This window comes from Kitasatospora sp. SUK 42, assembly GCF_015776785.2.
Classification (GTDB): domain Bacteria; phylum Actinomycetota; class Actinomycetes; order Streptomycetales; family Streptomycetaceae; genus Kitasatospora.
Window position 1 is genome coordinate 1681904 of record NZ_LFMD02000003.1, and the last position, 13901, is coordinate 1695804.

Below are 13901 nucleotides of genomic sequence, written 5' to 3' on the forward strand. Positions count from 1 at the left end.
CCGCGCGGCGGCGCCCGTCGGGACCGTCCGGTCCGTGGTCGACCGTGCTTGTGGAAAACCCCGCCCCTAGGGAGAAAACTCGGGGGTTTCCCCTATGGCTTCCGCTCTCGCACGGGCGCACCGTGGAGTCATGGCACACGACGAAATGTCCCGACGTGAGAACCGGCAACTCGCCGTCGCCTCGGCGACCGTGGGCCCGTGGCGGACGGCCACGGGAGTCGGTGCGGTGGTGGGGGCGACCGCTCTGGGGGTCGAGGCGATCTCCGGCAACTGGTCGCTGAGCATGCTGGCCGGACCGGCCGGCTGGGCCCTGTTCTTCTTCTTCCTGGTCGGCAGCGTCGGCGGGCAGCTGCGCCGCGACACCGCCGACCGACGGCTGCGCCGCTGGGCGGACGCCCACCCGTGGCAGGCGGCCCTCCCGGCGGCCGGCGCGCTGCTGGTGCTGAACACCCTGGCGCAGGTGTTCCTCGGCGACCCCGGTCTGTTCGGGGCCTTCTTCATCTCGCTCCTGCCGGCCGGCCTGCTGCTGGTGATCGCCGGGGTGGTGGGCTCGGTGAAACAGGCCCGCGGCAAGGGGTAGGGCCTGTCCGAAGGGCTGTTTCCGGACAAAGTGTGGTGAACTCCCGGGCGCCGCGCACGGGTTCACCACATGGTGTGGCCCCGATCAACGAATCGTCACACCACGTCGGCATACTGGCGCGATGCCGATTGCCGAAGATCCGGAACCACGCCCCTCCGAGGGCAGTGAGCCGGGCGGGTCCGACCCGTCCGGAGCGGGCGGGAAGGACCCGTTCGCCGACCTCGTCCTGGACGAGGAGTTCATCAAGGCCGCCAGCGTGAAGGAGCAGTCCGGGCGCACCCGGATGCTGAGCGCCCGCTGGAAGCACACCCCGCCGGTCGACCCGGGCGGCCGACGCTCGGTCAACGACGGCCCGGCGCCGAAGCGCCGCTTCGGGCGCAAGCCGAAGCTCCAGGTGGTCGACCCCTGGGGCAACCCGCGCCCGGCCCGGCGCAGGCGCGGGCTGGAGTGGCGCACGCCGCTGTTCATCGTGCTGACCGTCGCTGTGCTGCTGGCCGCGCTCAACGTCGACGGGCTGCGCGACTGGCTCCACGGGGACGCCGGCGGCTCCTCGCCGGAGGCGTACGCCCCGGTGCCGACCGTCGCCCCGGAGACGGCGAAGCCGACCGCCGCGCCGTCGGCGGTCGATCCGAAGCAGCCCACGGTCGCGCACCCGTGGGTGGGCTCACCGGCCGAGGGCTGGCCGTCCGGCGCTGCGGGCATCGAAGTGCCTCGGGCGAAAGCCGTCGGGGTCTTCGACGAGGACCAGGTCGCCACCCAGTTGAAGCTGGTCAAGGACTTCCTGGTGGCCTCGAACCTCGACCCCCGGGTGACCAACGGCGGACGGCCGGACGCGGCGCTCGCGATGATGGACGCCAAGGCCCAGGAGAAGCCCACCCAGAGCCTCGACGCCCCCTCCGCGCAGGCCAATCCGACCCGGTGGTTCTCCCGTTTCGACGCCCGCGACGCGATTCCGGTCGACGACACGGTCAAGGTCCAGGGCTGGATGACGCTGGACGGCGACGGCAACGGAGGCGTCCTGGTGCACACCGACTACACCTTCGTGTACGCGCTGCGCCCCGGCCCGGACGCCGCGAAGGTCGAGGCGGAGGAACCGACCGAGGCTCCGCGTCCGAGCGAGTCCCAGTCCGCCGACGGTGCTACGGCGAAGCCGGTGGGCTGGACGGTCACCGCGACCGGCGGCATCGGGGGCGACACCTGGACGACCCGCTCCATCATCCGCCGGACGGCGGACTTCCGGTTCTACGACCCGGCCAAGTACCGGGCCGACCCGCAGAAGATCAACATCAGCAAGACCAACAGCCTCGCGGGAAATAGCTCCTGCACCCGCCACGACGGGTTCTTCCACCCGCATTTCGCCCAGTTCACCCGCTCCCACCCGGAGCAGAGCGGGCCGACCGCCGACCCGTACGACCACAGCAAGGACCTGGACGGCGCCGCCGGCTGCCAGCAGCTCAGCCGCGAGTGACGGTCAGCGCTTGCGCTTCCCGCCGGGCCGGCCGCTGCGACCGGACTGGCGCTTTTCGTACTGCTCGACGGCCCGCTGGTGGGCGGCACGCTTGACCGACTCGCCGGGGGCCTCAACCAGGCTGCGGGCGAAGTAGGCGGCCAGGCTGCCGGCCCCGCCGATCAGCCAGACCGCGCCGAGCGACTTGTCCTCGGCCATCCAGCCGGTCAGCTGGTCCTTGCCCTCGGTGAGCACCTTCCAGGTGCGCCGGACGGCCATCATCGAGCAGACCGCGATGGCGGCGGTCAGCAGCCCGTTCACGAAACCGCCGCTGTCGGAGAGGGCCACGCCCTCGACGCCGAAGCGCAGCACCAGGACGGCGGCGGCGGTCGCGACCAGGGCACCGACCGAGACGCCGACCCGGCGCAGCCAGTAGCCGCCGTCCCGGTTCAGCCAACTCGTGCCGAAGAAGCGGATCGGCTCCGGCTCGGGGGCGCCGACGGGCTTGGGGGCGGGGGTGGGGGGCTGCTCGCTCACGCCGTCGATTATCACCCGACCGCCACATGCGGCGGAGGAGCCGTCCCGGCCTGCGGGACGGCTCCTCCTCGTTCCGTGCGGACTCAGCCCAGCTTGCTGACGTCCCGGACGGCGCCCTTGTCGGCCGAGGTGGCCATCGCCGCGTAGGCGCGCAGGGCCTGGCTGACCTGGCGCTCGCGGTTCTTCGGCCGGTAGCCGCCCGCGGCCTCCAGCGCGCGGCGGCGCTCGGCCAGGACCTCCTCCGGCACCTCCAGGGAGATCCGCCGGCCCGGGATGTCGATGGCGATGGTGTCGCCGTCCTCGACCAGGGCGATCGTGCCGCCGGAGGCCGCCTCCGGGGAGGCGTGGCCGATGGACAGGCCCGAGGTGCCGCCGGAGAAGCGGCCGTCGGTGACCAGCGCGCAGGCCTTGCCGAGGCCGCGGCCCTTGAGGAAGGACGTCGGGTAGAGCATCTCCTGCATGCCCGGGCCGCCCTTGGGACCCTCGTAGCGGATGACGACGACGTCGCCCTCCTTGACCCGCTTGGCGAGGATCGCCTCGACGGCGTCCTCCTGCGACTCGACCACGACGGCCGGGCCGCTGAAGGTCCAGATCGACTCGTCCACGCCGGCCGTCTTCACGATGCAGCCGTCCTCGGCGAGGTTGCCGTACAGCACGGCGAGGCCGCCCTCGACGGAGTAGGCGTGCTCGGCGCTGCGGATGCAGCCCCTGGCGGCGTCGGTGTCCAGCGACTCCCAGCGCTCGGACTGCGAGAAGGCCTCGGCGGAGCGCTTGCAGCCGGGCGCCGCGTGCCACAGCTCGACGGCCTCGGCGGAGGGCGAACCGCCGCGCACGTCCCAGGTCTTGAGCCACTCGGCGAGCGAGTCGGCGTGCACGGTGTGGACGTCCTCGTTGAGCAGCCCGGCCCGGTACAGCTCGCCGAGGATCGCCGGGATGCCTCCGGCCCGGTGCACGTCCTCCATGTAGTACGAGCCGTTCGGCGCGACCTTGGACAGGCAGGGCACCTTGCGGGAGATCGCGTCGATGGCCCGCATGTCGAAGTCCAGCTCGGCCTCCTGGGCGGCGGCCAGCAGGTGCAGGATGGTGTTGGTCGAGCCGCCCATGGCGATGTCCAGGGCCATGGCGTTCTCGAAGGCGGCGCGGGTGGCGATCGCGCGGGGCAGCACCGAGGCGTCGTCCTGGCCGTAGTGGCGGTTGGCGATCTCGACGACCGTCCGCCCGGCCCGCTCGTAGAGCGCGCGGCGGGCGGTGTGGGTGGCGAGCACCGAGCCGTTGCCGGGCAGCGAGAGGCCGATCGCCTCGGTGAGGCAGTTCATCGAGTTGGCGGTGAACATCCCGGAGCACGAGCCGCAGGTCGGGCAGGCGTTCTCCTCGATGATCGCGATGTCCTCGTCGGAGACGTTCTCGTTGACCGCCTGGGAGATCGCGTCGACCAGGTCGAGCTTGCGCACGGTGCCGTCGACCAGGGTCGCCTTGCCGGCCTCCATCGGGCCGCCGGAGACGAAGACGGTCGGGATGTCGAGGCGCAGCGCGGCCATCAGCATGCCCGGGGTGATCTTGTCGCAGTTGGAGATGCAGATCAGCGCGTCGGCGCAGTGCGCGTTGACCATGTACTCGACCGAGTCGGCGATCAGGTCGCGCGAGGGCAGCGAGTAGAGCATGCCGCCGTGGCCCATCGCGATGCCGTCGTCCACGGCGATGGTGTTGAACTCGCGCGGGATGCCGCCCGCCTGCTTGATCGCCTCGGAGACGATCCGGCCGACCGGCTGGAGGTGGGTGTGGCCGGGGACGAACTCGGTGAAGGAGTTGGCGACCGCGATGATCGGCTTGCCGAAGTCCTCGCGGGCTACGCCGGCGGCCCGGAGAAGCGCCCGGGCGCCTGCCATGTTGCGACCGTGGGTGACCGTACGGGACCTCAGCTCGGGCACTGTGCTCGACTCCTTCGGGCTCTCGCCGACGCCCCGCGGGAGGAGGGTTCGGTGCGGGGGCCGGGCTGTGGCTACCGAGCCTACGCCCGCCGTCCGGCCGGCGGACGGCCCGTCCGCGATGCGGGCAGACGGGCCGGGCGGGGTCAGGGCCGCTTGACGGCCACGGTGAGGTCCACGACGAACGGCTCGACCACGACGCCGTCCGGGAACTCGGCCCGCATGGCCTCCCGTTCGGCGGCCAGCACCGGCGCGCGCTCCTCCGGGGTGAGCGAGGCCAGGTACGAGCGGGAGCTGAGGTCGGTGAGCACGTGCTCGACGGTGACCCTCCGCTCCCAGTGCAGCTTCGCCCGTTCGACCGCGAGGCCGGCCGGAGCGAAGTGGCTGGTGTGCCGGTCGATCCCGCGGTAGCCGTGGTAGCGCTCGGGCAGGACGGCGGCCATCCGCCCGTCCCGGGCCCGGATCCACGGCACGGTCCCGTCGTGCACGTTCCACCAGGCGGCGACGGCGCCGCCTGGCCGCAGCACCCGGATCGCCTCGGGGACGGACCGCTCCGGGTACGTCCAGTGGAAGGCCTGGGCGTAGGTGATCAGGTCCGCCGAGTGGTCGTGGAAGGGCAGGTCGTCGCCGGTGCCGCGGACCAGCGGCAGCGTGGGCGAGGAGGCCAGGAACCGGGCGGCCATGCCCGCGCTGGGCTCGACGGCGACGACCTCCGCGCCCCGGGCGGCCAGCAGCCTGGTCCCGATGCCGGTGCCCGCGCCGACGTCCAGGACCCGGGCGCCCTTGAGGCTGCGGCCCCAGAGCCGCTCCAGGGCGTCGAACAGCTCGTCCGGGTAGCCGGGGCGGCCCCGCTCGTACTCCTCGGCGACCCCGCCGAAGCTCTGCGCGGCCTCCCGGCAGTTCCGACCCTCCGTCATCTCTCCCCTTCCGCAGGGCAGTTCGCGCCCGCACGGGCGCGAGGGCTCAGCGTACGCGCGAGGGGGTGGCCAGGTGCACGCGGGTGAAGGCCAGGGCCTCGGCCAGGTCGGCCTCGCGTTCGGCGGGGGACGCGGAACGGCGGGTGTTGACCTCCAGCACCACGTGGCCGTCGAAGCCGGTGCGGGCCAGGTGTTCGAGCAGCTCGGCGCAGGGCTGGTTGCCCCGGCCGGGGATCAGGTGCTCGTCCTTGCCGGAGCCGCTGCCGTCGGCCAGGTGGACGTGGCCGAGCCGGTCGCCCATCCGCTCGACCATCTCGAAGGTGTCGATCCGGGAGGTGGCGGCGTGCGAGAGGTCGATGGTGAAGTGCCGGTACTCCTCGTCGGTGACGTCCCAGCCGGGCGCGTACGCGAGCACCTCGCGGTCGCGGTAGCGCCACGGGTACATGTTCTCGATGGCGAAGCGGACGTCGGTCTCGCCCGCCATCCGGTTGACGCCCTCGACGAACTCGCGGGCGTACTGCCGCTGCCACCGGAACGGCGGATGGACGACGACGGCGCTCGCACCGAGCTTCTCGGCCGCCGCCCGGGCCCGGACCAGCTTGGTCCACGGATCGGTGGTCCACACCCGCTGGGTGATCAGCAGACAGGGCGCGTGCACGGCCAGGATCGGCATCTGGTGGGCGTCCGACAGCCGGCGCAGGGCGTCGATGTCCTGGCTGACCGGGTCGTTCCAGACCATCACCTCGACCCCGTCGTAGCCGAGCTTGGCGGCCAGCTCGAAGGCGACGGCGGTGCTCGCCGGGTACACCGAGGCGGTGGACAGGACGACCTTGGTGTCGGGGATGTGCAGGGCCGGGTGCCGGGGCAGCACCAGCCGGTCGGTGGTGCGCAGCAGCGGCGGGCGGGCGGCCTCGCGCTTGGCGGCCTTGACGGAGCGCACCGACTGGACGGCGGCCTTGGCGGCGCCGGCGGCCCGGGCGGTGCGGGTCTCGCGGGGCTGCTCCTTGGCGGGGGTCCGCTTCGGGGCGGGCTGCCCGGTGGCCGCCGTCTGCTTCGGGGCCGCCGTCTGCCCGGTGGTGGCCGTCTGCCTGGTGGCGGCCTTCTTCGCCGCGGCCTTCTTCGCGACGGCCTTCGGGGTGACCTTCGAGACGGCCTTCGACGCGGCCTTCGGGGTGGCCTTCTTCGCGGTGCGCTGGGCCGCCTTGACGGCCCTGGCGGCCTGCGCCGCGGTGGCGCCCTTCACCGCCTTGCCGAGCCGGCGGCGCGGGCTGCCCGACCGCGACTGCCCGTCTTCTCCGGGGGCGCGGTCCTCCCGCGTCCCGTCCTCGCCCGCTGGTTGCACCACGGGAGACAGCGTAAGCGGAGCACGCCGCGAACGGGACCGGATGCCCGGCGGAGTGACGACCGGCACTCCCGCGCCGGTCCGGCCCGGTGGCTCACGGCCCGGTGGCTCAGGGTCCGGTGGCTCAGGGGGTGAGCGCGGGCCGGAGGCGGTCGGCGGGGCTGTCCATCGAGTCCAGCTGGCGCAGGATGATGCCCTCGCGCAGCGCCCACGGGCAGACGTCCAGCTCCTCAAGGCCGAACAGGTCCATCGCGGCGTCGGCGACCAGCGCCCCGGCCAGCAGCTGCTTGGCCCGCCCCTCGGAGACGCCGGGGATCTGAGCGCGCTCGGCGACGGTCATCGAGGACAGCCGCGGCAGCCAGGCGGACAGCCCGCTGCGGGTGAGCCGGCGATCGGCGTACGGGCCGGAGTCGGCGGGGGCGGCGCCGGTCATCCGGGCCAGCTGCTTGAAGGTCTTGGAGGTGGCGACGGCGTGCTGCGGCGGCCCGAGCCGGGAGATCTCGCCGACCACGTTGGCGATCTGGGCCCGGATGTGCCGTCTCAGCTCGCGCAGCCCGTCCGCGTCGGCGACGTCCCCGGGCAGCCAGCGGGCGGTCAGCCGGCCGGCGCCCAGCGGCAGCGAACAGGCGACGTCGGGCTGCTCGTCCAGGCCGCAGGCGATCTCCAGCGAGCCGCCGCCGATGTCCAGGTTGAGCAGCCGGCCCGAGGACCAGCCGAACCAGCGGCGGACGGCCAGGAAGGTCAGCCGGGCCTCGTCCTGCCCGGAGAGCACCCGCAGCTCGACGCCGGTCTCGGCGGCCACCCGGCGCAGCACCTCCTCGCCGTTGACGGCCTCGCGGATGGCGGAGGTGGCGAAGGGCAGGATGTCGACCACGCCCTTGTCCTCGGCGACCCGCAGCGAGGAGGACACATGGCCGACCAGCCGCTCGACGCCGGTCTCGCTTATCGCGCCGGACGCGTCCAGCAGCTCGGCCAGGCGCAACTCGGCCTTGTGCGAGTAGGCGGGCAGCGGGGCGGCACCCGGGTGGGCGTCCACCACGAGGAAGTGGACCGTGTTGGAACCTACGTCGAGCACACCGAGTCGCATAACTCTCCACGCTACGCGATCCGGGCAAGGCGGAGATCGGTTGTGACGGTACTAGTGCTGGTCCTGGTCGTTCGGAGACCTTCCGTGCGCGAGCGGTCCGGTCCTGCCCTCGGTGTGGCAGTTGGTGTCCACCCAGCGGCGGGCCGGTCCCGGAGTGTCGGTGATCAGGCCGTCGGCGCCCCGGGCGGACATCAGCTGCCAGGACTCCTCGTCGTCCAGCGTCCACACGTACACCTCGCGACCGGCCCTCCGCTCGGCGGCGATCCGGGCGGCGCTGGCCAGGTCGGCCGCCAGGGCGATGCCGCTCAGCTTGAGGTCCCCCGGGCTGTCGGCGATCGCACCGCTCTGGATCAGCACCACCGGCAGGGCGGGCGCGACGGCGTGGGCCTGGCGCAGGTGCTCGGCCGAGAAGGAGTAGAGCACCACGTGCGCACTGCTGCTGGCGGCGATCCTGGCGATCCGGGCCACGTCCTCGGGACGCTGCCACTTGATCTCCATCAGCAGCGTGGCGCTGCTGCCGGAGAGGCGATCGAGCAACTGCTCCAGGGTGGGCACGGGCTCCGCGGGGCCGGGGCCGACGGTCACCCGCAGGGCGGCGACCTGGGCGGCGGTCAGGTCGGCGACCGCGCCCCTGCCGTCGGTGGTGCGATCCACGGTGGGGTCGTGCATCAGCACCGGGACGCCGTCCCGGGTGGTCTGCACGTCGGTCTCCAGCCAGTCGGCGCCCTCGCCGAGGGCGGCCTCGAAGGAGGCCATGGTGTTCTCGGGCGCGTTGCGCGGCGCGCCCCGGTGCCCGATCACCACCGGGGAGTCGCACACCGACGACCCGGCGGCCGCACCGGCCCGCGGCGCAGGGCCGGTGGAGGCACAGCTGGCGGCCAGGACCGCGAGGACGGCGAGGACGGACGTCTGGGCGGCGCGGGGCGAGGAGGTCACGGCTCGGTGCTCCAGCTGCTGCTTCGGTCGCTGTGGTTGCTGTGGTCGCTTCGCCGGGTGGCCGTACGGTGCGCGGCCCCACGGACCGGCCAACCGTCAGAGCAGGCCGTCCCACAACTGTTCCACGACGACCGCCCACCAGCTCTCCGGATCGCCGAAGACCGTGCCGTCCAGCTCCGCCAAGCCGCGCTGCAGGGCCCCCACCGCCCCGCCCGCGGCCGCCGGGTCGAGCCCGCGCAGAGCGGGCCACCAGCCGGCGAACAGCTCCAGGCAGCGGACGAACGAGCGCAGGTCGGCGTTGCAGTGGCGGGCGGTCGCGTAGTCCGGGTCCACCGCCCGGACGGCGCCGTCGGCGGTGTCCAGGGTGATCGCCGCCCAGCCGTCCGTGCCCAGCACCAGCTGCCCGGCGAGCGCCGACCGCTCGCGCTCGGCCACCCGGGTGCCCCGACCCAGCGCCGCCAGGTGCGCGCCGAGCGGCGGGAGGACCGGGAGCGGCCGGGACCCGTCCGCGATCGCCTCCACCCCCGGGTGGTGCAGCGCGAAGAAGCCGTCGACGGCCACCGGCACGCCCACCGCCAGCAGCAGCGCCGCCGCCTCCCCGGGCAGCTCCGCCCGCGCCACGTCCGCCGGGTCGAAACGCTGCACGCCCGCCGGGCCGAACCGCTCGGCGAGCCGCCGCGCCAGCACCGCGTCCGGCACGTCCGGCAGCGGCGGCACGGCGCGCGGGAACGGCACCCGGTTGCGGGCCGGCCCCTCCGGCGGCGCAGGCAGCTGCCGTACGGCGGCGGCCCGGTGGTCGAAGCGCGGCCCGTACGACAGCTCGAAGTCCAGCCGGACGTGGGGCAGCTCCGCCGCCAGCGCGTACGCCCAGTAGCCGCCGGGCAGCGCGCTCAACCGCAGGTCGGTGCGGACCGCCAGCACGTCCTCGGCCGCCACCCCCTGCTCCCGCAGCCACCACCAGCCGCGCAGCGCCGGGTGCGGCAGACCGGCCGCCGAACGCAGCGCCAGCGAACGGGTCTCACCGGTGTCGTCCCGGTACCTCAGCTCGGCCCGGGCGCCCCGGCCGATGGCCGGCGGGCGGGTCGGGTCGTACCCGCCCGCACCGACGAAGTCCCGGTAGAGCCCGACCACTTCGTCCACCGGCACCGAGGGCCACACCGTGAACCGCCCGCTCTCCCGGTCCACCACGGCACACGCCGCCCCCACCTCCCCGGGCGCCCGCCGCTCCCCGCTCCGCGGATCCACCCCCACCCGCGGCGGCTCCGCCCACACCACCCACCCCAGCTCGAACTCGTGCACACACACCCGCCGCACCGCACCGGCCCCCTGCGGCAGATCCCCGTTGATCCACCGCTGCCCGGCCTCCACCGCCTGCGCCCGCGAGATCACCCAGCCACCCCGTCCCCATCCCCGTCCCCCACCCCGGCGACCCTACGCCCCGCCCCACCCCGGAACCCCCTACCCGGCTGCGCAGGAAGTCGGACCGGCCGACTTCCTACGCGACCCCACCCCCACCGACCAGAACCGACGCCCGGGACGCACCAAAAGTCGAACCAGCCGACTTCCTGCGCAACCCCACCCGCTCACAAGCCCGGCAGCCGACCTGCCGCCCCTGCCCACCAGAACCCACACCCAGAACGCACCAGAAGTCGGACCGGCCGACTTCCTACGCAACCCCACCCGCCCACAAGCCCCGCAGCCGACCCACCGCCCCCACCCACCAGAACCCACACCCAGAACACACCAGAAGTCGGACCGGCCGACCTCCTACGCGAGGTGCGGCGGCGGGTGGGCTCCGATCGCTAGGACCAGGGGGTGGGGCCACCAGGCGGGGCGATCCGACCGGATGTCCAGCTACCCCCCGAACCGCCACGCAGGAGGCCGAGCCTCCTGCGTGGCGACGAAAAGGACCGCCCCTACGGCCGCTGATGAGCTGGAAGAGGGGCGCGGCCACTGGCCAGGCGCCCCTGGTCTCGGGGACCGGCGCAAGAGTGGCGGCCGGCCCAGGCCCGGAAGGGAAGGCCGGAGGGGCAAGGCAACGGCGAGCAAGCCGCTATCGCCGACTAGTCCCCCGACGCTGCACCGGGCGCAACCTCCTGGGCGACGGCCGACCGGCCACCATCGGCACCGGCCTTGAGACCAGACCGACAGAACGACTTCCCGGGTGGCGGAAACGCCACCGAGGCCGGGCAGGCGGGGTGGATGCCCCTGGACGAGAGCCGACCGGCCACCACCGGCACCGGCCTTGAGACCAGACCGACAGGGCGGCTTCCCCGGTGGCGGAAACGCCACCGGGGCGGGCAGGCGGGGTGGATGCTCCTAGGCGGCGGCCTACCAGCCATCGCCGCCGGCGCGGGGCGCAGGGCGATGGTGAGCAGCCGCTGTCGTCGGCTGGCCCCGGTGCCTCATCGGGCGGTGGGCGGGGGGAGGGGGCGGCCTTCGGGGGTGAGGGCGATGGCCCAGAGGCCGTGGGTGGCGGGGTGGAGGGGGGTGGGGCTGTGGCGGGCGAGTTGGTGGTCGAGGTAGGTGACGTTGTCCTGGTGGTTGACGGCGTTCCAGGCGTGGGGGCGGCCGTAGGTGTCGAGGGTGAGGAGGACCGCCTGGGCACCGTGACCTGCGCGGCGGAGTTCGTCGGCGAGGCGGTCGAAGGCCTGGCCGCCGTCGCCGAGGTCGCGGAAGGGGGCGCCGAGTTCGCGTTCGGCGCGGTCGCGGCCGCCGCGTTCGCCGGCGTCGCCCTCGGTGGGGATGCGCGGGGCGGCGCAGGTGGGGCGGCCGGTGTAGGTGTCGACGGCGGAGAGGGCGATCTCCAGGCTGTTGTTGGCCCGGCCGGGTTCGCGGTAGCCCCCGGCGTTGACGGCTTCGGTCCAGCCGCCTGCGGCCGGGTCGGGCCGGCGGACGGGCAGGCCGTCCTCGTCCTTGGGCACGCGGCGTTCGAGTTCGGCCTGGTGCTCGGGGTCGACCGGTCCGAGCCCGCCGGGCAGTCCGGACGGGCGGCTGTCGGCGATGGTGCGCAGCCGGGGTTCCGGGTCGTCGGGGAGCGGGCCGCGCCGTGCCCGTAGGGCGAGTTGGAGTGCCATCGCGTGGGCGGTGGCGACGGGGACGGCGCCCCAGGCGAGGGTCGGGTCGGCGACGGTCGCGGCGGTGTCCCGGCGGCGGCCGTCGGTGTGGTGCGGTTCGGGCCGGCCGATGACGGGGGCGGTGCCGACGATCGGGGGCTCCGCCGGGGGTGGCGGCGCGGTGACCGGTTGCGGCGCCGCACCCACCGGGGTGCGGGGTGCGGGCCCGCCCGCAACGCCCGCGCCGCCGCCCACGCCGCCACCCGCACCACCACCCACGACGCCGCCCGGCGCCCCCGCCCCGACGCCACTGCCGAACGGCGCCGCGACGTGCACGGGGTACCCGCCGCCACCGGCCGCGAGCGGGCCGGGTCCGACGGTCCCGACGGCGCCGACCGTTCCGGCCACCGGGTAGCCGCCCGCGTACGCCGGTGTCCCGAACGACCGGACGACCGGGGGCACGTCGGGCGCAGGGCCGTACGAGGGCGAGGCCGGGGACGTCGGGACGGGGGACGCCGAAGCGACGGGCGCGGGCGGCGCACTCACCGAGTCCGTCCGTACGGTCACCGGCGCGGCACCCCCTCCGCCACCGCTGTGCGCGGGCGCCTGGAGCGGATAGTCCCCGTCCGTCCAGCCCGCCGTCACCGCCGCACCGCTCTGGTGCGTCGGCGCGGCCCGCACCACCACCGCCGGCCCGTCGTCCCGAGCGGGCGGCGACCAGTCGGCGGCGGCCACGGCGGACCGGTGCGGCCCCTGGTACGAGGGCCCCGCTGCGGCCGGAGCGGCAGCGGCCACCGGTGCGGCCGCCGGATCCGTCACGGCAGCCGCCGCCGTAACGACCGGAACAGCCGGAACAGCCGGAACAGCCGGAACAGCCGACGAAACCGCCCCCGGCGCCTTCGGACCACCGCTCGGGCCACCGCTCAGGTCGCCCTTCGGACCCCCCTTGGCTTCCCCCCGCGCGTCCTGCGGCCCGGTCAGGTCCGCCAGCGCCAGCCCGTGGAGTTCCTTGCCCTCCGGGTCGGTGAGCACCGGCCGCCCCTGCGCGTCCAGCCGAACGGCCAGGTCCGCGACCCCGACCACCGGTTTGCCGTCCGGCCCGGTGACCACCAGCAGCCCGGCGGCGTCGGTGACCGGGGTGCCGTCGGAGCGCAGGATGACCGGTTTGCCGTCCGCGCCGAGGACGGGCTGCCCGTGTTCGTCGAGCGCGACGCTGAGCCCGGGCACGCCGACCACCGGTTTGCCGTCCCGCCCGGAGAGCAGGACCAGTCCGGTGCCGTCCGCGCCGAGCACGCCCGGTTCTCCGAGCGCGGTGGGCAGTCCGGCGGCGAGCGGGTCGAAGCCGCCCTTGGTGCGGTACGAGGCGGCGGTGACCCCCGTCCCGGACGCGGCGCCGAGCCTCAGCAGGGCGACGACGGCCGGTTCCTTGAGCGCGGTGCCCAGGGCGTCCTTCATGCCGCGGCCGAGTTCGGTGAGCAGTCCGCCGATCTTCAGCGCGGCCGTCTCGACGGCGGCGGCCTCCAGCCCGGCGGCGACCTGGCCGGCCGTGGCGTTCCGCACCGCGTTCGCGGCGTCGCCGACGGCCTTCTCCATCCCGACGACCAGCCCGGTGTGCCCCTGGCCGGTGTCGTTCTTCGCCGCGGTGGCGACCTCGGCGGCGGCCTGCTGGGCGGCGGCGGCCTGTTCCCGGGCCTGCTTGAGCTCGGCGGCCAGGTTCTGAAGGGTGGCGATGATCTCGCCCTTGCAACCGTCGACGGCCCGGGCGGCGGTGTCGAAGGCCCCGGCGAGCAGCCCGACCGCGGTGTGCGCGTCGTCCAGGTGGCCCTTTCCGCCTCCGCTGAAGGTCAGCCAGTACGCGCCGAAGGAGTCCACGGCGTGCCCGGAGTTGTCGGCGGTCACGCGCCGGACGGACTCCCCGGCGCGGCGGGTGAGCCGGTCGGCGTCGGTGCCGAACTCCCGCCAGAGCGCGGCCGCCCTGCGCAGGCCCTCCTCGTCGGCCTGCGGCCACTGGTGGCCGGTCCTGGCCAGCAGCGGGACCAGTTCCTCGGGCAGTTTCCGGGACACGCGCATCTCC

Annotated in this window: 10 protein-coding genes; 2 read left to right on the plus strand and 8 right to left on the minus strand. The window is 74.6% G+C overall.

Features of this window, described 5'->3' with window-relative positions; genetic code table 11:
• Positions 1 to 130: 130 nt before the first annotated feature.
• Positions 131 to 580, plus strand: a complete 450-nt coding sequence (locus RZ50_RS17300; protein ID WP_196947786.1) for a hypothetical protein — start codon at positions 131 to 133, stop codon at positions 578 to 580.
• A 121-nt stretch (positions 581 to 701) separates the two neighbouring features.
• Entirely contained in the window at positions 702 to 2048 is a 1347-nt protein-coding gene (locus RZ50_RS17305) for a hypothetical protein (protein ID WP_196947787.1), read from the plus strand.
• Positions 2049 to 2051: 3 nt separating this feature from the next.
• Here the strand turns inward: RZ50_RS17305 and RZ50_RS17310 are convergent, their stop codons facing one another.
• The 8 genes from RZ50_RS17310 to RZ50_RS30150 form a co-directional block, all read right to left on the minus strand.
• Positions 2052 to 2564 carry a hypothetical protein gene (locus RZ50_RS17310; protein ID WP_196947788.1) on the minus strand — a complete coding sequence of 171 codons (513 nt, stop codon included), beginning with the start codon at positions 2562 to 2564 and terminating at the stop codon, positions 2052 to 2054.
• Positions 2565 to 2647: 83 nt separating this feature from the next.
• Positions 2648 to 4492, minus strand: coding sequence for a dihydroxy-acid dehydratase (gene ilvD / locus RZ50_RS17315; protein WP_196947789.1), 1845 nt, complete (start codon positions 4490 to 4492; stop codon positions 2648 to 2650).
• Positions 4493 to 4635: 143 nt separating this feature from the next.
• Positions 4636 to 5406, minus strand: coding sequence for a class I SAM-dependent methyltransferase (locus tag RZ50_RS17320; protein WP_196947790.1), 771 nt, complete (start codon positions 5404 to 5406; stop codon positions 4636 to 4638).
• Between the two features lie 46 nt (positions 5407 to 5452).
• The gene (locus RZ50_RS17325) at positions 5453 to 6256 is read right to left on the minus strand and encodes a sugar phosphate isomerase/epimerase (RefSeq protein ID WP_196947795.1); all 804 of its coding nucleotides are present in this window, start codon (positions 6254 to 6256) and stop codon (positions 5453 to 5455) included.
• A 616-nt stretch (positions 6257 to 6872) separates the two neighbouring features.
• Positions 6873 to 7835 carry a Ppx/GppA phosphatase family protein gene (locus tag RZ50_RS17330; protein WP_196947791.1) on the minus strand — a complete coding sequence of 321 codons (963 nt, stop codon included), beginning with the start codon at positions 7833 to 7835 and terminating at the stop codon, positions 6873 to 6875.
• Between the two features lie 51 nt (positions 7836 to 7886).
• On the minus strand, positions 7887 to 8771 hold the full coding sequence (locus RZ50_RS17335) for a glycerophosphodiester phosphodiesterase (RefSeq protein ID WP_196947792.1): 885 nt from the start codon (positions 8769 to 8771) through the stop codon (positions 7887 to 7889).
• A gap of 96 nt (positions 8772 to 8867) precedes the next feature.
• Positions 8868 to 10160 carry an SUKH-4 family immunity protein gene (locus tag RZ50_RS17340; RefSeq protein WP_217680587.1) on the minus strand — a complete coding sequence of 431 codons (1293 nt, stop codon included), beginning with the start codon at positions 10158 to 10160 and terminating at the stop codon, positions 8868 to 8870.
• Between the two features lie 1016 nt (positions 10161 to 11176).
• On the minus strand, positions 11177 to 13891 hold the full coding sequence (locus tag RZ50_RS30150) for a toxin glutamine deamidase domain-containing protein (RefSeq protein WP_196947924.1): 2715 nt from the start codon (positions 13889 to 13891) through the stop codon (positions 11177 to 11179).
• Between the last annotated feature and the right edge of the window lie 10 nt (positions 13892 to 13901).

Excerpts from the sequence above, each read along its gene's own strand:
- RZ50_RS17330 (WP_196947791.1), bottom strand. The coding sequence starts at position 7,835 with ATGCGACTCGGTGTGCTCGACGTAGGTTCCAACACGGTCCACTTCCTC.
- RZ50_RS17300 (WP_196947786.1), top strand. The coding sequence starts at position 131 with ATGGCACACGACGAAATGTCCCGACGTGAGAACCGGCAACTCGCCGTC.
- RZ50_RS17320 (WP_196947790.1), bottom strand. The coding sequence starts at position 5,406 with ATGACGGAGGGTCGGAACTGCCGGGAGGCCGCGCAGAGCTTCGGCGGG.
- RZ50_RS17305 (WP_196947787.1), top strand. The coding sequence starts at position 702 with ATGCCGATTGCCGAAGATCCGGAACCACGCCCCTCCGAGGGCAGTGAG.